Raw genomic sequence first — 22,539 nt, 5'->3', positions numbered from 1 at the left:
GCGGGGTCGTCTGTCCCGCGCCTCGCGATCAACTACCGGCGGGCGGCGGGCCGGTCAACCCCCGGCAGGGACCCGCCCGCTCACGCCGTGAGCTTAGCGAAAAGCGCCAGCAGGCCGAACAGGACAGCCGAGACGATCGTCGTGATCCCCGCTTTTTTCAAGAGATCGGGGGAGGCGGGGGCGCCAGGGTCGGCGCCCTCGGGAAGATCTTCTTCGGCCTCTTCGGAAGAGCGCACGCCGAGCGGCAGAACGGCGAACAGCACGATCCACCAGATGGTCAGGTAGATCGCGGCCGCCAGCGGCAGTGAAAAGGGCATGCGCCTTAAGCCTGCTCGAGTTCGATCAAGGCGCCGCAGAAGTCCTTGGGATGCAGAAACAGCACGGGCTTGCCGTGCGCGCCGATCCTTGGCTCTCCATCGCCCAAGACGCGCGCGCCCGAGGCCTTGAGCTGCTCGCGCGCCGCGATGATGTCTTCGACTTCATAGCAGATGTGGTGGATGCCGCCGGCTGGATTTTTTGCGACGAAGCCGGCGATCGGCGAGCTGTCCCCATAGGGCTCGAGCAGCTCGATCTTGGTGTTCGGCAATTCGACGAAAACGACCGTCACGCCATGCTCTGCAACGCGTTCTGGCGCCGAGACCTTCGCCCCCAGCGCGTCACGGTAAATGGCGGAAGCCTTTTCGACGCTATCGACGGCGATAGCGACATGGTTCAGACGGCCGATCATTTTTTTCCTTCCGGAAGAATGCTGTGCAGCGCCAATAAGCGCTGAGGCGGGCAATTTCAACCGGCGGGGCGCGCCTCGTCCTGCTGCGGGCGGGCAAATCCGTCGATCGCGCCGCGCAAGGCGACGAAGCGCGGATCGACGCGTGCGAAGGAACTCCAGGGACAACCTTCGGAAAGGCCGCGTCGAATCGCTTCCAGCGCCTCGGCGCGCTTGCCCAGAGCAAAAAACGCCGCGCCGAGAAAGCAGGGCGGCGCGTAGAGCTCGGCGTCTTGGATCAGCCTGCCGATGAGCGCTTGCGCCTCCTCGGCGCGGCCGGCGCGGGCGAGCGAATAGGCGAGCACGGTCAATTGGAAGGGATCGTCCGGGCTCGCGGCGACGGCGCGGCGCGCCGCGCTCACCGCCTGTTCGTGAACGCCCTGAAGGCTGTAGGCGATGGACATCACGAGATGCAGAGTCGCGGCGTCCGGTCTTAAATCGAGTCCGTCGCGCGCATAGCGGCGCGCCCGCTCGAGGTCGCCGGCGCAGAGGATGAGCCATGCGCGCACCGACAGCAACGCCTGATCGTGCGGCGAGTTGACGAGGCCCTCTTCGCAATCGGCGACGCCGTCGTCGAGACGATCGGCCGCCGCAAGCAGCCAACTGCGGTAGACGCGCGCCTTGCCGTAGAGCGGGTCATCGGCGACCGCCTGATCGAGGAGCGCGAGGCCCTCGGAAACCTTGCCCCTCAGCGCGCCGCGGGCCCAGCCGAGAACGGCCCGCGCCGGCGTGTGACCGCGCAGGACGCCGAGCGCCCGGCCGGCGAAGTCCTCGATCATCGCCGTAGCCTGGGTGGGACGAAGAAATCCGCGCACGACGCGGCCGGCGGCGATGTCGGCGGCGAGCGACCAGACCGCCGGGTTGCCGGGGTCGATCTGGGCGGCGGATGCGATCGCTTCCTGCGCGCGGGCGAAGCCCTCTCGCGTGCGGTCCCCGGCAAGCTCATAGGCGGTCTGCCAGAGATCGAGAATATGCGGCTCGCTCAACGGCGCGAGGCGAAGCGTTTGCGCGGCGCCCTCGTCGATGGTTTCGACCGTTCCGCGGAGCAACAGCCCCCGGCCATAGGCGGTTGCGATCAGCTCCTCGCCGCCGGCGTCGCGCAGCGGCTTCCGCAAAAGATAGGCGCAGCGATCGATGGAATCGTCGGATGCGGCGCGATCCGGCCACAGCCGCGCGGCGATTTCGCCCTTGGTGACCAGGACGCCAGGCGATTCAAGAAGCATTTCAAGAAGTTGACGCGCCTGTGGGCCCAGATGAATGCGCTTGCCGTCGCGCTGCAGTCCGCCCTGCGCGCTGTAACTGAATCCTGAAAATCGCTTAACCAATTCGCCCATGGCAGCCCCCAGCCCGCCGCGATGATGGCAAGACAGCGCGGCTTCGGCAAGAGGCAGTATATGGTTAAGTCTTCAAAATCACGTTGTTTTTTGAAAATTCAGTCCCGTCTGACGGCGCGCTTGGGACCGCAAAAAAAACGCCGGACGTACCTCCGGCCCGGCGTTTGAGCTTTCCTTGATACGCAGTACGTTCAGAAGGCTCGGCGAAGTCTATGCGCGTCCAATTTAACGGCTACATGACGCCGCGCCTAAACGCCGCGCGCGCGTTGGTCATCTTTTCCCCAAACGAACAGCACGAGAGCCAGAACGCCGGCGGCCGCAAAAAGAACGTAAGGCATCCGCGCGAGCAGCGGTCGGCCGCCGACGGTGAAGGGGAACCGCGACACCCAATGCTCGCCGTTGGGACCGTCCGCCGTGACGATCCCGACGAATTGGCCGGTCTCGTTAAAGACATGCTCAAAGTTCAGCGTGCCGGCCGGATAGACCTTTGGCGGCAGGTAGGCCACGGTGATGGCGTCGAGGCGCTCCTGCGACCCCTTGTCGCCGATGTCGCGGATGATGCGAAAGTCAGTCGACATCTCCCGCAGCTCGTCCTGAGCATAATCGAGGACGAAAATCGTCGCGCCAGTCATGGGAATGTCCTCACAGAACCTGTTGCGCGACGCCGCAGGCTGATAGCCGGAGAAATACATGATATCGGGGCCGATTTTCAGCATGCAGGCGTTCTGCCGGCGCTGCATCGCGCCATGAGCGAAAGCGAACGATAGAGGCGCGCAGACGAGCGCCGCCATCATCAGCAACCAAATAGGACTAAGCGGCTTCGACATGCCGTCCTCCCTGTTCAAATGCTGGACGACGCTGCTCTGAAACTCAGCTTGCGCGTCATCCCTTCGTCTAATAGCGGTTCGGTGCGTCGCCCACGCGCGTGCGATAGGCTGTCCAAGGAAAGAACCCGGCAGGAACGAAAAAGATGCGCCCGGTATCGAAATTCCTTATTATCGCGCTGCTTCCGCTCGCGGGCGGCTGGGCGCGGGCGGCGGATCTCAACGACTATCCGACCTCCGCGCGCGCCGATTACGTCTTCGGCTGCATGAAGGCGAACGGCGACACGCGCCTCTCTTTGGAGCAGTGCTCCTGCTCCATAGACGTCATCGCGACCATTCTGCCTTATGAGCGGTATGTCACAGCCGAGACCGTTGCGAGCGTCAATCAGCAGGCGGGGCAGGTCGGCGCGCTGATGCGCAATACGGATGCGGCGCGCGATGCGCTCCAGGAATTACGCCGCGCCCAGGCCGAGGCGCAGGTGCGGTGCTTTTAGCAGCCAATCGATGGAGCTGGAGAACCCATGCTTATTCTCATTCTCGGAATCGTGATTTTTCTCGGGGTCCATACGCTAACGAGCTTTCGCGAGACGCGCGCCAGTCTGATCGAGCGCTACGGCCTTCAAACCTATAAGGCCGCCTACGGTCTCGTCGCCGCCATCGGTCTCGGGCTCATCATCTATGGCTTCATTCGTTATCGCGCGGAGGGCTTGATTTATGTCTGGTCGCCGCCGTCATGGGGACGCCATCTCGCCATGCCGCTCGTCTGGTTCGCCTTCGTCGCGATCGCGAGCCGCCGCGCGCCGCCGGGCCGGATTCGCGGCGCGCTGCGCCATCCGACGCTCGTCGCGATAAAGAGCTGGGCGCTCGCGCATCTTCTCGTCAACGGCGATCTCGGCGGCATGATCCTGTTCGGGTCTTTTCTCGCCTGGGGCGTCTTCGACCGCATCGCGGTGAAGAAGCGCGGGGACGGCGGCGCGCCGCGGATCACGCAGTTCACGCGCGGCGACGCGATCGCGCTCGGCGTCGGAACGGCGCTGTTCCTCATCGTGCTCTATCTGCACCCCTGGCTGTTCGGCGTTGCGGTGCTGCCGGCGTGAGTTGGCGCGCGCAAAATGAGAAGCTGGGGGCGAAAGCGCTCAGCACAGTGGAGAGGCGCTCGCTTGCCTCTTTCGGCGAGTGATTGTCCTTCGTGGGCTGAGCCGGGATTGTTTTTGCACAGAGGCTTTAGAATGAGAGGCATAAAGCGAAGAGGCAACGTTGGCGCGAAGAATCCAAAAAAAGCCAACGGAAACGATAAGCCCGATAATCACCAAATCATTCCTTTGGCTATCAATGGAAGCCCGAAGAAAACAGAAAAAAGCACTGCCGCAAAAGCTTATCAAACTAATAGCTCTGTATGGATTGTGTTTTTCACTGGGCTGACCGTCGTAGCTACGGGCATCGGTGCCTATTTCCAATGGAAAACTAGCCAACCTTCCGTTTACTTGAAAAATATCAAGCTCGAACAAGGTGATAGTTCCAGCTATGATATCGTTGGAGAGTGGGAAAATTCTGGCAATTCCGCAACCTCCGGGGCTGAGGCTAGAATAACATGGGCTGAGACCGACATTCCAATAAGTAAAGACGATGCGTATAGGAGTTACAGCTAATGTCGTGCCATTTTATATCGCACCAAAAAGCTCTGTAAGTGTCAATTACGCTATTATTCCAAAGTCATGCCTAGAAAAATTCATAGCCAGAAAAGTTAAAAAATTTTATATTTGGGGGTCAGCAAGCTACAATGACAGCTTTTTTCTTAGCGTTAACCACATCACACGCTTCTGTTACGACATTCAAAGAGTTCGCCCAGATGGGGCCGGCGGGTTTTTTGCGAGGCCGCAAATTGCGGCGATGGAGACTGCAACGAACACTATCGCGAGAACGGCCAACTGCCGGTCGCTGTATGTGACTAAGTTAGTCCTATGACGGCGTGGTTTCATCTTCGCTTGGCGCCGCGGTTTCCAGGCTTCGGCCCTGCCACGGCCAGCGGCCTTCGAGCTCCGCCTCCATCGTAAAGCTCATCCCCGTGCGGATCATCACGATCAGGCCGAGCACGAAGACGTTTTCGAGGCTTGGATGTTCGACGGAGACGGTCCGGATGATGTCGCCGCCGACGAGAAACTCCAACCCGAGCAGGATCGAGCGGCCGACATTCTTTCGGTAGCCGCGATAGGTAAGGGGATTTTTCCGCCAGGGCGTCAGAAAAGCCAGCGTCGACAGGACCGCGCCAATGACGATGATCAGCACGCCGACGACGTCGAGCGCCAGACCGGCGAAGTTGATGATCTCGTGGATGCTCGCGAGATAGGGCACTAGCGCATCGCTTTCATGCGCCGGCGCCCACGAGCCGCGACAACGCCTTGGCGTGGCCGATGAGCGGCAGCAGCGCGGCGAGCTCCGGCCCGCTCTCGGCGCCGGTCAGCGCCAGCCGCAGCGGATGAAAGAGCGCCTTGCCCTTCCTGCCGGTCGCCGTCTTGATGTCGCTCGTCCAGGCCGCCCATGTGGTCTCGTCCCAAGGCTCCGACGGCAAAAGCTGCGCCGCGTCTTTCAGGAATGATTCATCCTCGCGGATCGGCTCGATCTCGCCGTCCACGACGCGCCACCATGTCAGAATATCGTCGAAACGCGCAAGATTGCCGCGCGCCGCGCGCCATAGCGGCTCCGCCTTGCGGCCGACGATCGTCAAGGCTTCGAGCCGCTCGCGCACGTCATCATATTCGTAAAGCGCGAGAGTCCGGTGTGTCAGAGTTTCAAGATCGGCGGGGTCGAAACGCGCGGGATTGCGCGAGACATGCGACAGATTGAACCTCTGTGCGAGTTCGCCGAGCGAGCGCACGGCGTGGACATTGTCCGAGGAGCCGGTCAGCGTCGCCAGTGCGGCGACGGCGAGAGGCTCGTAGCCGTCTTCGCGCAGCGAGGCGATGGAGAGCGATCCGGTGCGCTTTGACAGAGCCTCGCCGCCCGCGCCTATCAGAAGATTGTGATGCGCGAAAATCGACGCCGGCGCATGCGGCGCAAGCGCTCGCATGAGCTGCAACTGCACGGCCGTATTGGTGACGTGGTCTTCGCCGCGAATAATATGGGTGATCCCCATGTCGATGTCGTCGACGACCGAGGGCAGCGTGTAAAGAAAACTGCCATCCTCGCGGATCAGGACCGGGTCCGACAGGGCCGAACAGTCGATATGCGCCGGACCGCGCACAAGATCATTCCATTCGGCGACGCCCGGCTCGAGCATGAATCGCCAGTGCGGCTGTCGGCCCTCGGCTTCGAGCGCGGCGCGATCAGATGCGGAGAGGCGCAACGCCGCACGATCATAGACCGGGGGCAGCCCGCGCGCCTGCTGCATCTTGCGGCGCTTGTCCAACTCTTCTTGGGTTTCATAGCAAGGATAGAGGCGGCCGGATCGCCGCAGACGATCGGCGGCCTCCTCATAGAGGGCGACGCGCTCCGACTGGCGGAAAACCGCGTGCGGAACGACGCCCAGCCAGGCGAGATCGATCTCGATCGCGCGCGCGAATTCCTCGCTGGATCTAGCAAAATCAGTGTCATCGAACCGTAGCGCGAATCGTCCAAGGTTGGCGGCGGCGAACAGAAAGTTGAACAAAGCGACGCGCGCGTTGCCGATGTGAATGCGGCCGGTCGGCGAGGGCGCGAAACGAACGATCGGAGAGGTCATGAGGAAGCTTCGTCAGGAGTTTCAACAAGGGATTCAGCAGCAGGACTTACAGCAGGAATTTTCAACAGCCGCGCGTCGGGAGAAGATTCTCGCGCCACCATCCTTTTGCCAAGACCCCGCGTCTTTGTCAGGCGGTATTTCGAAATGGCCGCGTCCCGGCGTTGCGCGCCGGAAGCCGCGCGACTCCGCCGGCGTTTGGTGTTGCGATTCTTTGCGTTACGACTCTTAAGAAAAAGCGCCGTTCATGATCCTGGCCTATATCTGCGCCGCCTGGTGCGCCGTCATTCTCATCCTCAATTTCACAAGCGTGGCGCTGATGTCCCGGAAATGCCGGGCGCGGGCGCGGACTCTGCCGCCGCCGGACAATGCGCCGCCGGTGAGCGTCGTGCGGCCCTTGCGCGGGCTGGAGCCCTTCAGCGAGGAGACGCTCGGCGCGACCTTCAATCTCGACTATCCCGACTATGAGATCATCTTCTGCGTGCAGTCGCCGAGCGATCCCGTCATTCCGCTGGTCGAGCGGCTGATCGCGGCGCATCCGGAGCGCGAGGCGCGGCTGCTCGTCGGCGACGATTATGTCAGCGCCAATCCCAAGCTCAATAATTGCGTCAAAGGCTGGGATGCGGCGCGCCATCATCACGTGATTCTCGCGGACTCCAACGCGCTGCCGCCGCGCGACTATATCCAAACCATGCTTGCCGCGTTCCGTGACAATACAGCGATGAGCGTGTCGATGCCGATTGGTTCGCGGCCGAATGGCTTCTGGGCGACGGTCGAATGCGCGATCCTCAATACGTTCCAGGCGCGCTGGCAATATGGCGCCGAGGCGATCGGCGCCGCCTTCGCTCAGGGCAAGAACATGATGTGGCGGCGCGACGTGCTCGACAGAGCTGGCGGCATTCGCGCGCTGGCGAGCGAAATCGCCGAGGACGCCGCCTCGACCAAGGTCATTCGCGCACAGGGCATGGATGTGCGCCTCGTCGACATGCCCTTCGAGCAGCCGCTCGGCCGACGCACGGCGCGTGAGGTCTATTCGCGGCATGTGCGCTGGGCGCGGCTGCGGCGCGCGACCTTTCCCGCGCATTACGTTCCGGAATTCATGAACGGCAGTTTTGCGGCGATCGTGCTCGGCGCCTACGCCGCCGTGCAGCTCGACGGCGGGATCTCCACGGTGGCGCTGGTCACGACGCTCGTCGTCTTTTCGCTGCATGGCGGCGAGATCTGGCTGGCGCGCGTCTGCGGCTTCCCGCTCGATTGGCGCACGCCGTTCGCGCTGATCGTGCGCGACCTGATGCTGCCGGTGATGTACATCGACGCGCTGCTTTACGACGATTTCGTCTGGCACGGCGCCGAGATGACGGTCCGCGAGGCGGAAGAGACGACGGGCTAGCCAGCCCGCGCGTCTCGCCTTACTCCGCCGCGTGCTGCTCCTGCACGCCGCGGGCGACGCGTTCCGCCTTCAAGAGCTCGGCCACCAGGAACGCGACTTCGATCGCCTGTTCGGCGTTGAGGCGCGGATCGCAATAGGTGTGATAGCGGTCGCGCAGATCGCTCTCCGAAATCGCCCGCGCGCCGCCCATGCATTCGGTGACGTCCTTGCCGGTCATCTCGAGATGGATGCCGCCGGCGTAGGATCCCTCCGCCTGATGCACGGCGAAGAAGTTGCGGATTTCCGACATGATCCGATCGAACGGCCGCGTCTTGTAGCCTCCGGCGCTGACGGTATTGCCATGCATCGGATCGCAGGACCAGACGATCTTGCGGCCCTCGCGCGTCACCGCCCGCACCAGCGCAGGCAGGGAATCCTCGATCTTGTCCGCGCCGAAGCGGCAGATCAGCGTGAGTCTGCCGGGCTCGTTCTCGGGATCGAGCGCGTCGATGAGGCGCAGAAGCCCGTCGGGCTTCAGGCTCGGACCGCATTTCAGCCCAAGCGGGTTTTTGACGCCGCGGACGAATTCGATATGGGCGCCGTCTTCCTGACGGGTGCGGTCGCCGACCCACAGCATATGGCCGGAGGTGGCGTAATAATCGCCTGTCGTCGAGTCGATGCGGGTCAGCGACTGTTCGTAGCAGAGCAGCAGCGCCTCATGCGAAGTGTAGAAGTCGGTGCCGCGCAATTCCGGATGGTGCTCCGGATCGAGACCGATCGCGCGCATGAAGCTTAAGGTCTCGGTGATCTGATCGGCGAGCTTCTGATAGCGCTCCGATTGCGGGCTGCTTTTGACGAAGCCGAGCATCCAGCGATGGACGTTTTCGAGATTGGCGAAGCCGCCCGCCGCAAAGGCGCGGATGAGGTTCAGCGTCGCCGCGGATTGCCGATAGGCGAGCAGCTGGCGCTGCGGATCGGGTTCGCGCGCCTGCGGGTTGAACGCGAGGTCATTGATGATGTCGCCGCGATAGCTCGGCAGCTCAATGTCGCCCTGCTTTTCGAGCGGCGAGGAGCGCGGCTTGGCGAACTGGCCGGCGATGCGCCCGACCTTCACCACCGGCGACCCGGCGGCGTAGGTCAGCACGACCGCCATCTGCAGGAAAACCCGGAAGAAGTCGCGGATGTTGTCCGCCGAATGTTCAGAGAAGCTCTCGGCGCAGTCCCCGCCCTGCAGCAGGAACGCCTTGCCGGTGGCCACACCCGCCAAGTGACGCTTCAGGTTGCGCGCTTCTCCGGCGAAAACGAGCGGCGGAAAGCCGCTGAGCTGGCGCTCGACGTCGGCGAGCGCCGTCTGGTCCCGATAGACCGGCGTCTGCTCGATCGGTAGATTTCTCCAGCTGCCCGGCGACCAACGTTCCACTTCGCAAAACTCCGCAAAATCAGGCCGGATAGGCGCTGGGGTCGTTCTCGCAGCGACGCCAGCGGCGCTTATAGTGGATTATTGCCCTTAATGCGACCCTGCGCTTGGCCGCGGCGATTTGGCGAAGCCGGGGGCGACCGGCTATAAAGCCGGGGCGCGAGCGCGGCCGAGAGCGAGGGGGCGAACCGGGGCGATGCCGTTCATTCTGTCGCAATTCATCGAGGCGTCCCGCTGGCTCGGCGCGCTTGTCGTGCTGGCGGTCCACACGAACAACATGTTCACCAACCAGGCTGACATCATGAGCGCGCCGCACGGGCCGCTCGCCTATGTCTGGTGGTTCTATTCGGCCTTCGAGCTGGGGCATCAGGCGGTGCTCGCCTTCTTCGTGATGTCGGGCTATCTCGTCGGCGGCGCGGTGCTCGCGCATATGCGCAAGAACCAAGGCTTCCTGCGCGAATATTTCATTCATCGCGTGTCGCGAATCTATCTCGTCGTGGGGCCTGCCGTCGCGCTCACGCTCGTTCTCGATTCGCTCGGCAGATGGCTGTTCGCCAGCAGCGGAGTCTACGAATGGCCGCTGTTCAAAGGCCATTTCTCCCCGATTCTTTTTCTTGCAAGTTTTCTCAATCTGCAAGGCATCGCCTTCGACTATTTCGGCACCAACGGGCCGCTCTGGTCGCTCGCCTGCGAATTCTGGTACTACGTCACCTTTCCGTTGCTGCTGCTGCCTTTTGCGCGCAATTACCCGCTGGCGCTGCGCTTTTTGGGTTTCGCGCTCGGCGCGGCGCTCTTCCTGGCGCTCTCGACGCCGCCGAGCTGGTTCAAATTCGGCTATATTCTCTGGGCCGGCGGCGCCTTCGCCACGCTGCTCGCCGGGCCGATCATTCGCTCGCGCTGGCAGGCGCTCATCCTCTACGCCGCCGTCGTCGTGGTCATCCGGCTGGTCGTGCGCGGGCATCTTCTCGAGGCGCATCCTTGGCTCGCGGATGCCGGCGATCTTCTCGCGTCCGGCCTGTTCATCAATGTGCTGCTCGCCTTCCGCTATGGGCCGGCCGAAGGCTTTTCATTGCTGCGCCCAAAATTTCACAAGACGCTCGCCGATTTTTCCTTCTCGCTCTACAGCATCCATATGCCGATCCTGATCTTCGCGCGCGCGGCCGTCGGCAGCACATTGGGGAACGACTGGGCGACGCAGCTCGCCACCCCGCAAAATTATGCTGTGGCCTTCTCGGTGATGGGGGTCGCCATCGTCGCCGGATATTACTTCTCCCGAGTCACCGAGGCGAAGACGGGCGCGGCGCGGCGCAAGCTTCGCGCCCTTCTCGACAGATGGGCGCCCGAGCCCGCCGCTCCGGCTCCGGCTCCGGAGCAGCAGCCTGTCGCGGCGCAGCCGCCGCGCCAGCGGATCGAAGCCTAAGCCTGCGGCCTGAGCAGCCGTGACGGCGCGCGCATCGTCACGAGTTCTTCCGCCATCGTCGGATGCACGGCCATCGTCGCGTCGAAATCGCTCTTGGTGGCGCCCATCCGCAGGGCGACGGCGACGAGCTGCGCCATCTCCCCCGCCTCGGGACCAAAAATATGCGCGCCAAGCACGCGCCCGTTCGAGCCGTGGATGATCAGCTTCATATAAACGCGTTCGCCGCGTCCAGAGAGCGTCGCGCGCATGGGGCGAAACTGCGTCTCATAAATATCGATCGCGCCATGCTGCGCGAGCGCCTCGGCCTCGGTCAGACCAACCGTTCCGATTTCGGGCGTGGTGAAGACGGCGCTTGGCGTGCATGCGTAATCGACCGCCGTCGGCGTCGCGCCGAAGACGCTGTCGGCGAAGGCTTGCCCTTCGCGAATGGCGACAGGCGTCAGATTGATCCGATCGGTGACGTCGCCGACGGCGTAGACGGATTCAAGGTTCGTGCGTGAATTCTCATCGACCGCGACCGCGCCATTTTCGCGCAGCTCGACGCCCGCCGCCTCCAGGCCGAGATTCTGCGTCAGCGGCCTGCGCCCGGTCGCGATGAGCAGGCAGTCGACCTCAAGCGGCGCGCCGTCGCTCATCTCGACCGTCAGAACGTCAGCATTTTTCGTAATGCGCGTCGGCAGCGCGCCGGCCCGATGTTCGACGCCCGCCGTCTTGAGCGCTTCGCAGAGGCGCGAACGCAGATCGTCGTCGAATCCGCGTAGCGGCAGATCGGCGCGATAGGCGAGATGCACCTTCGCGCCGAGCCGCGCAAAGACGCTGGCGAATTCGACGGCGATATATCCCGCTCCAACGATCAGCAGCCTTTGCGGAAACTTCGGCAGATCGAAAATCTCGTTCGAAGATATGCCGAATTCGATGCCTGGAATATGCGGGGCGAGCACCGGCGCGCCGCCGGTGGCGATGAGAATGTAGCGGGCGCGGGCGGAGCGGCCGTTGGAAAAACGCACGCCGTTTGGATCGGTGAGCGTCGCGCGCGCGCGGATGAGCTCGACGCCGGAACTCGCGAGCGTTTCAGCGTAAAGGTCTGAAAGGCGCGTGATCTCCTTTTCCTTTGCGGCGACGAGCGCCGGCCAGTCAAAAGACACATCGCCGACGCGCCAGCCGAATCCGGCGGCGTCCTGGAAATCATCGTGGAAACGGCTCGCGAGCACGTAAAGCTTTTTGGGAACGCAGCCGCGAATGACGCAGGTGCCGCCGACGCGAAATTCCTCGGCGATCGCGACTTTCGCGCCATGGCTGGCGGCGACGCGCGCCGCACGGACGCCGCCGGATCCGGCGCCGACGACGATAAGGTCATAGTCGAAAGTCATAAAGGGTCGCCCGATATGTTTCCCAGGATGCGCACGCCTTCGGCGCCGGCGATGAAGATCGCCGTTGCGAGTCCGATGAACAGTCCGTGATCCACGACTCCGGGAATTGCCGAAAGCCGCGCAGCGAGGGCGTCTGGATCGTCAATGGCGCCGAACGCGCAATCGACGATGTAATGTCCCCCGTCGGTGATGAAGCGCTCGCCAGGCTCCGCTTCGCGCATCGCCAGCGGGCCGATGAGTCCCAGCCCGCGCGCGACCCGTTCGATATGCAGCATGGTGGAGCGCGCGCCGAACCGATCGATTTCGACCGGCAGGGGGAAGGCGCCGAGCGTGCGCACCTCCTTCGTCGCGTCGGCGATGACGAACATCCGCGTCGAGGCGGCGGCGACGATCTTCTCGCGCAGCAGCGCCCCGCCGCCGCCTTTGATCAAGCGAAGCGCCGCGTCGAATTCGTCAGCGCCGTCGACAGTGAGATCGAGTTGCGGCGTCTCGTCGAGGGTGGAGAGCGGTATCCCGAGGCTTTCGGCCTGAGCGCGGGTGCGCTCGGAGGTCGGCACGCAAACGACCTCCAGACCCTCTTTGACGCGGGCGCCAAGAAGATCGACGAAATGCGCCGCCGTCGATCCCGTGCCGAGTCCCAACTGCATGCCATGCGTGACGGACTCAAGCGCTGCTTGCGCGGCGGCGCGCTTCATTGCCTCGGCGGAAAAAGCGCTCATGCGGACATTCGCTTCGCTTCGTCGCTCGCTCATTTGGCCGGCGGCGTGCAGACCACCGATGTCTCGTTCAGCACGAAGCAGATCGACATCATGCCGGAACGCAGATCGACGCGGAATACGCCGCCTTCGCCGGTGTGGCGCGAAGCGACCAGCGCATATTCGCTGAAAACGCCGGCGCGCGCGCCTTCGCCTGGCGGATAGCACAGCGTCACGCCGATCGCTGCGCTTTCCTTCAAGCCGTATTGGCAGGCGCCGACCTCGCCATTGGAACGGTCGAGACGAAACACGCGATTGAGGTCCGTCTGCGGCGCGGCCAGAAATTCGTAATTTCCGGCCGTCGCCATCGACGCCCCGGAAAGGGCGAAGACAAGCGCGCCGGCCGTCAAAGCTGCACGTCGACGCGTATGGAAATGGCGCGTTCCACGCATATTTGCGCTCCCTGTCCGAATCGGTCGGCGCAGTCTACACGCAGAGCCCTCGCCTGCGGAGGCGGCAAAATTCGCCTGTCGAATCAACGGCGCTTGATCCCGGGGGGCGGCGCGGCTACCCCCTGCGTTATGATCAGCCGCTCTCCTGTTCTCGTTTTCGATCTCGACGGCACATTGGCCGACACCGCCTATGATCTCATCGGCACGCTGAATGTGCTGCTCATGCGCGAGGGACTGACGCCGCTCGCGCTCGAGGCCGGACGCCCGCTTGTCGGCGCCGGCGCGCGGGCGCTGATCGAGCGCGGCTTCGCCCATCAGGGCGCGCCGCTCGATCCGGCGCGCGCCGAGGGGCTGGTGCGCGATTTCCTGGCGTATTACGAGGCGCACATCGCCGACGAAAGCCGGCTGTTCCCCGGCGCCCTCGCGGCGCTCGATCGGTTCAAGGCGGCCGGCTTTCGCCTCGCCGTCTGCACCAATAAGCCTGAAGAACTGGCGCGGCTGCTGTTGCAAAAACTCTCGGCGGCGGATCGCTTCGCGGCGATCTGCGGCCGCGGCAGCTTTCCCATGCATAAGCCCGATCCGCGCACGCTGTGGCTGACGGTCGAGGCGGCGGACGGCGACCCAAGGCGCGCGGTGATGATCGGGGATTCGAAGACCGACATCGACACCGCCCGCGCCGCCGGAACGCCGTCGGTGGCGGTGGATTTCGGCTATACCGACACGCCGGTCGCGGCGTTTTCGCCCGATCGCGTGATTTCGCATTTCGACGAGCTGTGGGACGCGGTCGCCTCTTTGGAAGAGGCGCTGTTCCAACGCGCGATTGAGGCGTCTTGATCTTTTGAGCCGTGCTTCGCCGTCGAGGCCGGCGCCGCGCACGTTCCGGAAAGGTTCGCAATATGGAGAAAATGCACTTCACGCGGATGGACCAGGGCACCGACGAAGATTTTCAGATCCTCAAACAGGTTCACGAGCACACGCTCAAGGAATTGCCGGACCGGCTCTTTGGACTGCTGCGCGATCTTGGCAACGACACCGCCTATAACATCACGCGCCGCGATCACTGTCTGCAGTCGGCGACGCGCGCGCTGCGCGACGGCAAGGACGAAGAATATGTGGTCGTCGCGCTGCTGCATGACGCGTGCGAAACGCTTGGACCTTTCAACCACGGCGAGGTGATCGCCGCGATTCTGAGGCCCTTCATCAGCCGCGACAATTACTGGATGCTGGCGCAGCACGGCCTGTTCCAGACCTATTTCTACGCCGCGCACCTCGGCCTCGATCCGAACGCCCGCGACAAATTCCGGTCGGACCCGGCCTATGATCAGACGATCGAGTTCTGCGCCAAATATGATGAAGTCTCCTTCGATCCCGCTTACAAAAACGAGCCGCTTTCGACCTTCGAGCCGATGGTGCGCCGCGTTCTCTCGAAGGAATGGACCCCGCCGTGAGCGGCCGGGGCGCGGCGGCGCGGGACGCGGCGGCTCGGCCCGGGCTTGAGCCTCGGCGGCGGGCAGGGCGATCATCGACGCGGAAGGGCGATCTGCGATCTTGACGGAGGGCGCCGGGCTCTCCTACAGGATGAGGATCGATCGCCGATGGCGACGGGCGGCTAGCTCAGCGGGAGAGCACTCCCTTCACACGGGAGGGGTCACAGGTTCAATCCCTGTGCCGCCCACCATTAAGCGCCGCACAGCGAACCTCCCTGTGGTAAGGAGGGAGGCTCGCGAGAGGAATCTCTTATTCGGTAGCCTTGTGAACGGCGTCCTTGGCGTTTTTGGCGAGTTCCTTCGCCTTGGTCGCCGCGGCGTCAAGCGCATCGGCAACGGCGTCTTTGGCCTCGCCGAGCGCCGTCTGGCTCTTCCCCTTCATTTCCTGCAACACGCCTTCGCCTTCCAGTTGGGGAGAGTCGATCACCTTCCCGGCGGCCTGCTTCGCAGACCCTGTCGCTTCATTCAGGGCGCCTTTAAGTTTATCGCTGGTCGAACTCATGAAAATTTCCTCCTTATGAAGATCGCTACGTGACGATTGCCACGGTCAAGACAAATGAATAACTGCCGTGCTGCAGATATGTTCCGGTCTCGGCCGGTTTATTAGTTGGGCTTCGGCGCAGTGACGATTGTGAGATCATTCGCTACATTTGAACGCCGACGCCCGAACAGAGGGCCGAAGGCCAATTCAATGCCTGACCTCTCCGCCGCCCCGCGCGAAATGGAGAGAGCCGCCGTCATCTCGAAGTGCGGCGCCTATCGCTACAGCCTCACGCGCAAATGGAGCGATGCGCCGCTTCTGTCCTTCGTCATGCTCAATCCGTCGACGGCCGACGCTAAAGAGGATGATCCGACGATTCGCCGCTGCATCGGCTTTGCGCGGCGCGAAGGCGCCGGCGGACTCATCGTCGCCAATCTTTATGCGCTGCGCTCGTCCGCGCCCGAGGCGCTCTGGTCGGCGCGCGATCCGATCGGCCCGAAGAATCGGCGCACGCTCGTTGGCCTCGCGGCGCAAGCGGTCGCTCAGTCGGCGCCCATCATCTGCGCGTGGGGGGCGCTGGCCCGACAAGATCAAATCGACGGCGCGCTGCGGACGTTTCACGCATCGGGCGCGCGTCTCGCCTGCCTTGGCAGGACGCAGCGCGGCGCGCCGCGCCATCCGCTCTATGTTCGCGCCGACCAGCCGCTGGAGCGTTTTCCGTAAAACGCCGCGCCGCGCCTGCGCGCTCGGCTGAAGCCCTCATGCGCAATGTGAAAGCGCCAAGGCCGGAAACAGAGTCCATGCGCCCGCGACGAGAGCCGCGACCGCGAGAATGATGCTGATGTGCGCGATAAAGGGTGAGGCGGAGCGAAAGAGCGGCGAACGCAGCCCGACGAGAACGGCGGCGAGAATCAAAAGCGCGACGAAAAACGCAAGCGTCATGGCGGCTTGGAAGAGCGTCGCGCCAGTGACTTGGATGTGTTGCCAGCCGGCGGCGCAGCCCACGCCCTCGAGCCCATAGAGGGCGCTGAACAAGGCGAGCCACACGAGCATGGCGATGACGATCCGAACGACGTCCTTCATGTGAGATAGCTCGAGAATTGCGTCGCGACGAGGCTGGTCGCGGCGACGAAGGCCGCATAATCGGTCCAGAGGCGCACAATGTTGACGTTCGATTTTCTGGGACACGACGCGCCGCCGCGCAAGGTTCGGTAAGCGAGCGAGCAAATCATGATCGCTGCGATCGCAGCATGAATGAGCGCATAGGCGATCATCACAAAAACCGTCGCGCCATAGGCGTAATCCGTCAGTTGGCCTGCGCGCGTTAGCGTCATCGCAAGCGCTGCGATTGTCATTGCGGCGCCGGCGAGCGCGATAAGAAGTCCGCGCCATAGAGATGCGCCGCGCGAAGCGGCGCGCGCCGCGACGTGGAGGCCAATGGCCGCCGCCGCCGCGCCGATGAGACCGAGGGCCAGTTCGAGTACGGATAGCGACAGCCATTGGGGCGGCGGCCAATTGGGACCGACGGTCCAAAGAAAAGCATATCCGAAGAAGAGAGAGCCAAAGAGAACCGTGTCCGCGACAAGCAGGAAGACCGATCCCCACCAGCCGGGAGACCGATCAGTCTCGATGGCCTGGGGCAGAAGCGTCGCCCGCCCGACATTCTGAAATCCAGGACAGTTCGCCGCGTGTTGCGACCAGCCCCAGCGCAGCGACAGGCCGACGACGAACAGCAAGGCCAATGGGATGACCCAATAGACTCGTATCAAAGCGCCGAGGAAGGCCGCTCCGGTGGCCGCCGCGAGGGCGATAGGCAGCGTCGAATTGCCCGGGAAAATGACCAGAGCTTCAGGAATTCCGCTCGCCGCGTCGACGGTCAACGTCTCGCGCAACTCTCCGCGCGGCTCGCCGAGAAAATATTCGCCGCGGGCGATTTTGTTCGCGAGCGCCGGGTCCCTCGCCAGCGGCTCACGATCGCCGACAATCGGTATGCTGGCGAAGTTATACGCGGCGGGCGGCGTCGGCATCGCCCATTCCAGCGTCCCGGCGCCCCAGGGATTGCGAGACCCTCGGATCGCGAGAAGCGCATGCAGCGCAATATCGAACACCACCATCGCGACGCCGATCGCCATGACGAAGCTGCTGATCGAAGAAAACAGATTTATTGCGGTCCAGCCGGCGTCCTCGGGATACCAGGCGATCCGCCGTCGCTGGCCGAGGAGGCCGGCCCAATGCATCGCCACGAAGGCGCCGTTGAATCCGAGAAAGATGAGCCAGAAGGCCATCTCGCCGATGCGAAAGAAACGCTTGCGGCCGGTGAGCTGAGGAAGCCAGTAGTACAGCCCTGCGAGCATCGGAAAGACGAATCCGCCAAACAGCACATAATGCAGATGCGCCGTGATGAAGGCCGTGTCATGCGCCTGCCAGTCGAACGGCACGATCGCCACCATGACCCCGGTCAGGCCGCCAATGACGAAGGTGAAGAAAAAGCCAATGATGTAGAGCATCGGCAGCGTCAGCCGCGGCCGCCCTTTCCATAGCGTGCCGAGCCAGGCGAAAATTTGGATGCCTGTGGGAACCGCGACGAGCGTCGAGGCGGCCGAGAAGAACGCCAGTCCCATATGCGGAATGCCTGTCGCGAACATATGGTGCACCCAAAGCCCGAAGCTCAGGAACGCCAGAGCGACGGCCGCCGCCACCACCCAGCGGTAGCCAAGCAGCGTCGTGCGCGCCATCACCGGAAGGACGGTGGAAATGACGCCGGCGGCGGGCAGGAAGATGATGTAGACTTCCGGATGGCCGAAGAGCCAGAAGAGGTGCTGCCAGAGCAGGGGACTTCCGCCAAGCGCGGATTCGAAAAAGGGAAAGCCGAAGGCGCGCTCCAGTTCCAGCAGAATGGAGCCGAGGATCAGCGGCGGAAAGCCCATCAGGATCATCAGCGCGGTGACGAGCGCATACCAGGCGAAGATCGGCATGAGGTCCAGCGACATGCCCGGCGCGCGAAACTTCAGGATCGAGACGCAAATCTCGACGGCCGCGGCGATCGCTGACACTTCGACGAAGGTGACGCCGATGAGCCAAAAGTCGGTGTTGACGCCGGGCGAATGCGCGCTCGAAGACAGCGGCGGATACATGAACCAGCCGCTGTCTGGCGCAAGGCCGGCCAGCAAGGCGAAGACCAGCATCAACCCGCCGAACACGTAACACCAGAAGCCATAGGCCGAGAGGCGCGGATAGGCGAGATCGCGCGTGCCCAGCAGTTTCGGCAGCAGATAGACGGCCGCGCCTTCGAACAGCGGAATCGCGAAGAGGAACATCATGACTGTTCCATGCATCGTGAAGATCTGATCGTATATCGCGGGCGCGACGAACGCGGAATGTGGCGTGGCGAGCTGCGTTCGGATCAACATTGCGAGGACGCCGCCGATCAGAAAGAAGAGCGTCGCGACAAGAAGAAACATTCTGCCGATATCGCTGTGATTGACGGTCGAAATGACGCCTCTCCAGCCGGGCTGCGAAGACCAGATGCGGCTGAGGGCGCGATGGCGCGCGAGCGCGTTCATTCTGTCGCGCGCCCGAGAAAGGCCGCCCAGCCAGCCGCATCATGTGCGATCACGGTGAAGGCGTCGCCGCTATATCCGGGGCCGCTGAATTCGGCGCCAACTCCGTGATATTCTCCCGGCTCCGCGGCTTCGATCCTCAGCACATTGACTTGCCCAGGAATGGCGTCGAGCTTGCCGGCGAGCCGAGGGGCCCAGAAACTGTGGACCACGTCGAGCGAGGTGATCTCGACGTCGACGGGGCCGCCCGCGGGGATGTGCAGAACGCCCTGCGTGCGCAGTCCGGCGGCGTCAGCGTAGCCGAAGCTCCAGGACCACTGACGCGCCTCTGCGCGCACCCTGACGACGTTGTCGCGGCTTTTCGGAACAAGCGTTTCCCCCAGAACCAGCCCATAGATCAGAAGCGCGGCCAGGGTGACGAGCGGGAAGGCGAGGCCGAGGCCATACAGCCAGAAGCGCTCCTGCCGATGCTCGCTCTGATGAGGGGCAGGCGTTCGGCGATAGGCGATTAGCAGCAGGAGCATCACCAGGGCGAAAATCGCCGCTGACCCCGCCAACATCGTCCACCACAGCGTCGCTATCCGTGCGGCGGCCGGGCCTGCCGGATCCACTGCTGATAGACCTCCGGCGCAACCTGTGACCGCCAGCGGCGTTAAGAGGACGAGACGACGCGCGGAGGAACGCCGGTGGCGAATGAACAAAACGGTGAGCAAAGCGGCTTCATTGATCCGATCAACCAGCTGCCCGAGTTTAACGAAACCGAATCTCGCGTGGCGGTGCTTGGCCATCCGATCCACGCGATGTCCGTCGCCTTTCCGATCGCGCTGACATTCACTTTGCTCGGCGCCGATCTCCTTTACTGGTGGACGGGCGACGCGTTCTGGGCGCGCGCCGGCGTATGGTCGGCGGGCGGAGGTTTCCTGCTCGGCCTCGTCGCGGGGCTGTCCGGAACCGCGGAATTGTTGCTCGTCGCCGGCATACGCGCCAGGACCGCGGCCTGGTCGCATTTCATTCTCGCCGTATTGCTGCTCGCTCTTCTCGGCGTGAATTGGGGCTATCGGTTGTACGACTATCAGGCCGTCGTGCTGCCCTACGGACTTCTTTTGTCGATCTTTTGCGTGATCATGGTGTCGGTGACCGGATGGCATGGCGGCAAGCTCGTCTTCGACTATCGGCTGGGCGCCAAAAAGGGGAGCTGACCGCCCTGCGGCTGGGAGAGCCAGTGCGGAAAGCGAAGCTCGCTGAAGTCAGGCTTGTCGAGCACGAGAAACAGGATGGCGAGGATCGGGATGAACGCCGCAACCGGCTGCAGGGCGGGATGCGGCGGCTGGTGAAGACCCTGGGTCTCCTCCATCGATGTGACCGTGTGCCCGACCCAGCTATGGGTGAGGACCAGAGCGCCGACGAAGACGAGCTTCAGGAACATCCATGGCGTAAAAGCGTCGCGCAGAAAGACGAGCACGGTCCCTGAGGCCACCGCCAGAACCGCGGCGGGCGTGACGCCGAGCGTATAGGCGAAATGCGTATAGCGCCGAATTCGCGCATAATCCGACTGGCTGATCGAGGGGTCGTGGTGCGACAATATCAGCGGCAGGGCGATAAGGCCTGCGCACCACAACGCAAGGGTTAGGACGTGGAACGCCAAGAAATGGGGAACCAGCGGCGCGAGCGGGCCCATCACCGAAGGCGGTCCTGAGGTTTCGCGCAGACGTTGGGGGCGCGCAAGGCTCCGATATCCGCGCCGCCGCCCGGAGGAACAATGCATGCAGCCATGCGCGCGGAGATGGCGATCAATGTGCGATGAACCACGGGCGCTTTCAAAGGAAAAATTCAAAAACTGTAACGATTGAAGCTGCGCTGTGTTCCCAATCCAGAGCTAATCTTTTCGCGAGGCGTGCGTGAATGAAGCGAACCGCTGCGTTAAAGCTGATGAGGGCAGTTCGATCTTTTGCGCCGGATCTTACGGCTGCTCCATCAGCTCCTCGGCCGTAAGCCGGGTGAGCGTCTGGCTTCGTTTCTTGGACGCATAGCTCGGGGAGGCGAGCCAGATGATCCCCGCCAGCAAGATGAACGTCATCGCGCCGAACAGAAAGGCGTCGTTGAGCGCCAGGATCCCCGCCTGCTGACGGATGAGCTGCGCCGCCCGGCTGCGCGCCGCATTCGGCGACATGCCCATCGCCTGCATACGCTCGAGGAACGAGGCGAGCAGGTCGAGCGAGGCGAAGCGGCGTCCGCCGAAATGATCGGCGAGGTCGAGCTGATGGAAGGGCGTGCGGCGGAAAAAGAGAACGCCGAGCAGCGTGATGCCCATGGCGCCGAACACCGTGCGCAACATCGCGAGCTCCTCCGCGGCGCGGATCAGTCGTTCGCCGGCGAGTCCCGTCATGGCGAGCGTCGCGAGCGGCGCAAAGAACATCGCAAGAGAGAAGCCGAAGAAGAACATCGGCGTCGTGATGCTATCGAAAGAGGCGCTCTTGTCGTAGTGGCCGAGCCACACGAATGTCACCGCGAGGCCGATGAAATTGAGGAAGACGATGAGTCGCGCGTCGACGTTTCTCGTGATCTCATGCACAACGGCGGCGGCGGCCATCGCCAAAAAAATCATGGCCAGATAGACCATGCCGGCGAGTGAAGACGTGTAGCCGAGCAGCACCTGCAGCTGCACGATGAACACCGACAGCAGGCCCTGAATGATCAGAAAGCCGATCAGCGAACAGAAGGTCGCGATCGCGAAATTACGGTGCAGAAACAGCCGCAGGTCGAGGGCCGGCCGCCGCTCGCCGAACTCCCAGAAGATGAACATCGGCAAAGCGAGGAGAACGACCAGAAGCAGCCATGCGAGCACGGGCGAGGCGAACCAGTCGAAATCATTGCCCATGTTGAGAATGGTCTGCACGCAGAGCAACACCGTCGCGAGCAGAATGAAACCGATCGTGTCGAAGCGCGTCACGCGGCGCTCAAAGCCGCTCCCATAGAACAGCGCAGCAACGACGCCTGCCGCAGGTAAGGCGACCAGGACGTTGGAATAAAACAGCCAGCGCCAGTTGAAATATTCGGCCCAGAAGCCGCCCATGAAGACGCCGATGGTGAAGGGCGCCATGCTCATGACGCCCCAAAATCCGACGCCGAGCGTGCGCTGATCATCCCGATATTGCCCAAGCGTCACGGATTGCGCGAGCGGAAGGGCGACGCCGCCCATCAGTCCGAGCAGAAAGCGCATCGGCGCGAAGAACCAGATCGTCTCGCTCGCCGCGCACATCAGGGAAACGGCGGCGTAGGCCACAAGGGCGCCGATCAGCACGCGATAGGCGCCAAGTCGTCCCGAGAGCCACCGCGACAACGGAAGGCCGAGTGCGATCCCAACCATATGGTCGGTCGTCGCCCATGTGCCGTAGCTCGGCGTGACGCCCTCGAGGCTTCCGGCCGCATAGGGCGCGAGCACCGTGTAGCCCGGCACATTCGACAACATGACGACGTTCGCCGCGCCCGCCGCGACGTTGAGCAGCAGGAATCGCCAGCCTTTCATTCGCGCCTGTGTGACCACCGTTACGCTCCAGCCGGGAGCGCGGAGCGCCAAGCCGATCGCAGGTCGCCTGAAGAGCGCAGGTTCATCCGTTTTCTCATTTGCGCGTGCGAGTCATGGCTCAAAAAA

The 22,539-nt window shown here is 63.3% G+C and carries 25 protein-coding genes and 1 tRNA gene; 10 read left to right on the top strand and 16 right to left on the bottom strand.

Annotation, left to right across the window (positions count from 1 at the left end; translation table 11 throughout):
• Positions 1-80 precede the first annotated feature (80 nt).
• The 4 genes from IYX23_RS10295 to IYX23_RS10280 form a co-directional block, all read right to left on the bottom strand.
• Positions 81-317 (bottom strand): DUF1467 family protein, encoded by a 237-nt coding sequence (locus tag IYX23_RS10295; protein ID WP_196392697.1) that lies wholly within the window; start codon positions 315-317, stop codon positions 81-83.
• Positions 318-322: 5 nt separating this feature from the next.
• Complete coding sequence (gene mce, locus IYX23_RS10290; RefSeq protein WP_196392698.1) at positions 323-727, bottom strand: methylmalonyl-CoA epimerase; 405 nt, start codon at positions 725-727, stop codon at positions 323-325.
• Between the two features lie 56 nt (positions 728-783).
• On the bottom strand, positions 784-2,097 hold the full coding sequence (locus IYX23_RS10285) for a winged helix-turn-helix domain-containing protein (RefSeq protein WP_196392699.1): 1,314 nt from the start codon (positions 2,095-2,097) through the stop codon (positions 784-786).
• 248 nt (positions 2,098-2,345) lie between these two features.
• Positions 2,346-2,924 (bottom strand): hypothetical protein, encoded by a 579-nt coding sequence (locus tag IYX23_RS10280; protein WP_196392700.1) that lies wholly within the window; start codon positions 2,922-2,924, stop codon positions 2,346-2,348.
• A 143-nt stretch (positions 2,925-3,067) separates the two neighbouring features.
• Here IYX23_RS10280 and IYX23_RS10275 point away from each other — a divergent pair, with 143 nt between their 5' ends.
• From IYX23_RS10275 to IYX23_RS10265, 3 genes are all read left to right on the top strand, one after another.
• Positions 3,068-3,415 (top strand): hypothetical protein, encoded by a 348-nt coding sequence (locus tag IYX23_RS10275; protein WP_154452754.1) that lies wholly within the window; start codon positions 3,068-3,070, stop codon positions 3,413-3,415.
• A gap of 27 nt (positions 3,416-3,442) precedes the next feature.
• On the top strand, positions 3,443-4,018 hold the full coding sequence (locus IYX23_RS10270) for an NnrU family protein (protein WP_196392701.1): 576 nt from the start codon (positions 3,443-3,445) through the stop codon (positions 4,016-4,018).
• Between the two features lie 132 nt (positions 4,019-4,150).
• Positions 4,151-4,570 (top strand): hypothetical protein, encoded by a 420-nt coding sequence (locus tag IYX23_RS10265; protein ID WP_196392702.1) that lies wholly within the window; start codon positions 4,151-4,153, stop codon positions 4,568-4,570.
• A 310-nt stretch (positions 4,571-4,880) separates the two neighbouring features.
• On the opposite strand, the gene IYX23_RS10260 is transcribed toward IYX23_RS10265, so the two are convergent.
• Positions 4,881-5,273, bottom strand: a complete 393-nt coding sequence (locus IYX23_RS10260; protein ID WP_196392703.1) for a DUF1622 domain-containing protein — start codon at positions 5,271-5,273, stop codon at positions 4,881-4,883.
• Positions 5,274-5,286: 13 nt separating this feature from the next.
• Entirely contained in the window at positions 5,287-6,639 is a 1,353-nt protein-coding gene (locus IYX23_RS10255; protein ID WP_196392704.1) for a glutamate--tRNA ligase, read from the bottom strand.
• A 244-nt stretch (positions 6,640-6,883) separates the two neighbouring features.
• Between IYX23_RS10255 and IYX23_RS10250 the strand changes: the two genes are divergently transcribed.
• Positions 6,884-8,026: a ceramide glucosyltransferase gene (locus IYX23_RS10250; protein ID WP_196392705.1), complete on the top strand. Its 1,143-nt coding sequence runs from the start codon at positions 6,884-6,886 to the stop codon at positions 8,024-8,026.
• 19 nt (positions 8,027-8,045) lie between these two features.
• Here the strand turns inward: IYX23_RS10250 and IYX23_RS10245 are convergent, their stop codons facing one another.
• A complete protein-coding gene (locus IYX23_RS10245; RefSeq protein WP_196392706.1) occupies positions 8,046-9,425 on the bottom strand; it encodes a 3-deoxy-7-phosphoheptulonate synthase class II in 1,380 nt (459 codons plus the stop codon).
• 193 nt (positions 9,426-9,618) lie between these two features.
• Here IYX23_RS10245 and IYX23_RS10240 point away from each other — a divergent pair, with 193 nt between their 5' ends.
• Positions 9,619-10,842 (top strand): acyltransferase, encoded by a 1,224-nt coding sequence (locus tag IYX23_RS10240; RefSeq protein WP_196392707.1) that lies wholly within the window; start codon positions 9,619-9,621, stop codon positions 10,840-10,842.
• Here the strand turns inward: IYX23_RS10240 and gor are convergent.
• Genes gor through IYX23_RS10225 form a run of 3 tightly spaced genes read right to left on the bottom strand, consistent with a single transcriptional unit; the run spans position 10,839 to position 13,359 of the window.
• Positions 10,839-12,212 (bottom strand): glutathione-disulfide reductase, encoded by a 1,374-nt coding sequence (gene gor / locus IYX23_RS10235; protein WP_196392708.1) that lies wholly within the window; start codon positions 12,210-12,212, stop codon positions 10,839-10,841. The two genes, IYX23_RS10240 and gor, sit on opposite strands and share 4 nt — an antisense overlap.
• Entirely contained in the window at positions 12,209-12,931 is a 723-nt protein-coding gene (gene rpiA / locus IYX23_RS10230) for a ribose-5-phosphate isomerase RpiA (protein ID WP_281431784.1), read from the bottom strand. Before rpiA ends, gor begins: the two co-directional genes overlap by 4 nt.
• Positions 12,932-12,960: 29 nt before the next feature.
• Positions 12,961-13,359 carry a hypothetical protein gene (locus tag IYX23_RS10225; protein ID WP_123176820.1) on the bottom strand — a complete coding sequence of 133 codons (399 nt, stop codon included), beginning with the start codon at positions 13,357-13,359 and terminating at the stop codon, positions 12,961-12,963.
• Between the two features lie 129 nt (positions 13,360-13,488).
• On the opposite strand from IYX23_RS10225, the gene IYX23_RS10220 reads away from it, so the two are divergent.
• The 3 genes from IYX23_RS10220 to IYX23_RS10210 all read left to right on the top strand — a co-directional run bounded on the left by IYX23_RS10220 (position 13,489) and on the right by IYX23_RS10210 (position 15,037).
• Positions 13,489-14,193: an HAD family hydrolase gene (locus IYX23_RS10220; RefSeq protein ID WP_196392709.1), complete on the top strand. Its 705-nt coding sequence runs from the start codon at positions 13,489-13,491 to the stop codon at positions 14,191-14,193.
• A gap of 71 nt (positions 14,194-14,264) precedes the next feature.
• Positions 14,265-14,807 (top strand): phosphohydrolase, encoded by a 543-nt coding sequence (locus tag IYX23_RS10215; protein ID WP_246716636.1) that lies wholly within the window; start codon positions 14,265-14,267, stop codon positions 14,805-14,807.
• A gap of 155 nt (positions 14,808-14,962) precedes the next feature.
• A tRNA-Val gene (locus IYX23_RS10210) sits at positions 14,963-15,037 on the top strand.
• Between the two features lie 59 nt (positions 15,038-15,096).
• Here IYX23_RS10210 and IYX23_RS10205 read toward each other — a convergent pair.
• Positions 15,097-15,348, bottom strand: a complete 252-nt coding sequence (locus IYX23_RS10205; RefSeq protein ID WP_196392711.1) for a CsbD family protein — start codon at positions 15,346-15,348, stop codon at positions 15,097-15,099.
• A gap of 189 nt (positions 15,349-15,537) precedes the next feature.
• Here IYX23_RS10205 and IYX23_RS10200 point away from each other — a divergent pair, with 189 nt between their 5' ends.
• The gene (locus IYX23_RS10200) at positions 15,538-16,050 is read left to right on the top strand and encodes a DUF1643 domain-containing protein (RefSeq protein WP_246716635.1); all 513 of its coding nucleotides are present in this window, start codon (positions 15,538-15,540) and stop codon (positions 16,048-16,050) included.
• Between the two features lie 36 nt (positions 16,051-16,086).
• On the opposite strand, the gene IYX23_RS10195 is transcribed toward IYX23_RS10200, so the two are convergent.
• The 3 genes from IYX23_RS10195 to IYX23_RS10185 are packed head-to-tail and all read right to left on the bottom strand — an operon-like array spanning position 16,087 to position 19,498.
• Positions 16,087-16,410, bottom strand: coding sequence for a hypothetical protein (locus IYX23_RS10195; RefSeq protein WP_196392712.1), 324 nt, complete (start codon positions 16,408-16,410; stop codon positions 16,087-16,089).
• Positions 16,407-18,890, bottom strand: coding sequence for a cytochrome c oxidase subunit I (gene ctaD / locus IYX23_RS10190; RefSeq protein ID WP_196392713.1), 2,484 nt, complete (start codon positions 18,888-18,890; stop codon positions 16,407-16,409). Before ctaD ends, IYX23_RS10195 begins: the two co-directional genes overlap by 4 nt.
• The gene (locus tag IYX23_RS10185; protein ID WP_348643648.1) at positions 18,887-19,498 is read right to left on the bottom strand and encodes a cytochrome C oxidase subunit II; all 612 of its coding nucleotides are present in this window, start codon (positions 19,496-19,498) and stop codon (positions 18,887-18,889) included. Before IYX23_RS10185 ends, ctaD begins: the two co-directional genes overlap by 4 nt.
• A 75-nt stretch (positions 19,499-19,573) precedes the next feature.
• Here IYX23_RS10185 and IYX23_RS10180 point away from each other — a divergent pair, with 75 nt between their 5' ends.
• On the top strand, positions 19,574-20,086 hold the full coding sequence (locus tag IYX23_RS10180; protein WP_196392714.1) for a DUF2231 domain-containing protein: 513 nt from the start codon (positions 19,574-19,576) through the stop codon (positions 20,084-20,086).
• Here IYX23_RS10180 and IYX23_RS10175 read toward each other — a convergent pair.
• Positions 20,056-20,565 carry a CopD family protein gene (locus IYX23_RS10175; RefSeq protein ID WP_246716654.1) on the bottom strand — a complete coding sequence of 170 codons (510 nt, stop codon included), beginning with the start codon at positions 20,563-20,565 and terminating at the stop codon, positions 20,056-20,058. The two genes, IYX23_RS10180 and IYX23_RS10175, sit on opposite strands and share 31 nt — an antisense overlap.
• 282 nt (positions 20,566-20,847) lie before the next feature.
• Positions 20,848-22,431 carry an MFS transporter gene (locus IYX23_RS10170; protein ID WP_348643647.1) on the bottom strand — a complete coding sequence of 528 codons (1,584 nt, stop codon included), beginning with the start codon at positions 22,429-22,431 and terminating at the stop codon, positions 20,848-20,850.
• Positions 22,432-22,539: the final 108 nt, after the last annotated feature.

This window comes from Methylocystis sp. L43 (assembly GCF_015709525.1).
GTDB lineage: Bacteria > Pseudomonadota > Alphaproteobacteria > Rhizobiales > Beijerinckiaceae > Methylocystis.
Note: the sequence above shows the minus strand (reverse complement) of the source record. Positions and strands in the feature narration are given on the sequence as shown.

What these genes read in the sequence shown, in the direction of transcription:
- IYX23_RS10265 (WP_196392702.1), top strand. Translation starts at nt 4,151, where the DNA reads ATGAGAGGCATAAAGCGAAGAGGCAACGTTGGCGCGAAGAATCCAAAA.
- IYX23_RS10255 (WP_196392704.1), bottom strand. Translation starts at nt 6,639, where the DNA reads ATGACCTCTCCGATCGTTCGTTTCGCGCCCTCGCCGACCGGCCGCATT.
- IYX23_RS10200 (WP_246716635.1), top strand. Translation starts at nt 15,538, where the DNA reads ATGCCTGACCTCTCCGCCGCCCCGCGCGAAATGGAGAGAGCCGCCGTC.
- IYX23_RS10195 (WP_196392712.1), bottom strand. Translation starts at nt 16,410, where the DNA reads ATGAAGGACGTCGTTCGGATCGTCATCGCCATGCTCGTGTGGCTCGCC.
- IYX23_RS10175 (WP_246716654.1), bottom strand. Translation starts at nt 20,565, where the DNA reads ATGGGCCCGCTCGCGCCGCTGGTTCCCCATTTCTTGGCGTTCCACGTC.
- IYX23_RS10215 (WP_246716636.1), top strand. Translation starts at nt 14,265, where the DNA reads ATGCACTTCACGCGGATGGACCAGGGCACCGACGAAGATTTTCAGATC.
- rpiA (WP_281431784.1), bottom strand. Translation starts at nt 12,931, where the DNA reads ATGAGCGCTTTTTCCGCCGAGGCAATGAAGCGCGCCGCCGCGCAAGCA.
- IYX23_RS10295 (WP_196392697.1), bottom strand. Translation starts at nt 317, where the DNA reads ATGCCCTTTTCACTGCCGCTGGCGGCCGCGATCTACCTGACCATCTGG.
- IYX23_RS10285 (WP_196392699.1), bottom strand. Translation starts at nt 2,097, where the DNA reads ATGGGCGAATTGGTTAAGCGATTTTCAGGATTCAGTTACAGCGCGCAG.
- mce (WP_196392698.1), bottom strand. Translation starts at nt 727, where the DNA reads ATGATCGGCCGTCTGAACCATGTCGCTATCGCCGTCGATAGCGTCGAA.
- IYX23_RS10275 (WP_154452754.1), top strand. Translation starts at nt 3,068, where the DNA reads ATGCGCCCGGTATCGAAATTCCTTATTATCGCGCTGCTTCCGCTCGCG.
- ctaD (WP_196392713.1), bottom strand. Translation starts at nt 18,890, where the DNA reads ATGAACGCGCTCGCGCGCCATCGCGCCCTCAGCCGCATCTGGTCTTCG.
- IYX23_RS10280 (WP_196392700.1), bottom strand. Translation starts at nt 2,924, where the DNA reads ATGTCGAAGCCGCTTAGTCCTATTTGGTTGCTGATGATGGCGGCGCTC.
- IYX23_RS10225 (WP_123176820.1), bottom strand. Translation starts at nt 13,359, where the DNA reads ATGCGTGGAACGCGCCATTTCCATACGCGTCGACGTGCAGCTTTGACG.
- IYX23_RS10270 (WP_196392701.1), top strand. Translation starts at nt 3,443, where the DNA reads ATGCTTATTCTCATTCTCGGAATCGTGATTTTTCTCGGGGTCCATACG.
- IYX23_RS10250 (WP_196392705.1), top strand. Translation starts at nt 6,884, where the DNA reads ATGATCCTGGCCTATATCTGCGCCGCCTGGTGCGCCGTCATTCTCATC.
- IYX23_RS10220 (WP_196392709.1), top strand. Translation starts at nt 13,489, where the DNA reads ATGATCAGCCGCTCTCCTGTTCTCGTTTTCGATCTCGACGGCACATTG.
- IYX23_RS10240 (WP_196392707.1), top strand. Translation starts at nt 9,619, where the DNA reads ATGCCGTTCATTCTGTCGCAATTCATCGAGGCGTCCCGCTGGCTCGGC.
- IYX23_RS10205 (WP_196392711.1), bottom strand. Translation starts at nt 15,348, where the DNA reads ATGAGTTCGACCAGCGATAAACTTAAAGGCGCCCTGAATGAAGCGACA.
- gor (WP_196392708.1), bottom strand. Translation starts at nt 12,212, where the DNA reads ATGACTTTCGACTATGACCTTATCGTCGTCGGCGCCGGATCCGGCGGC.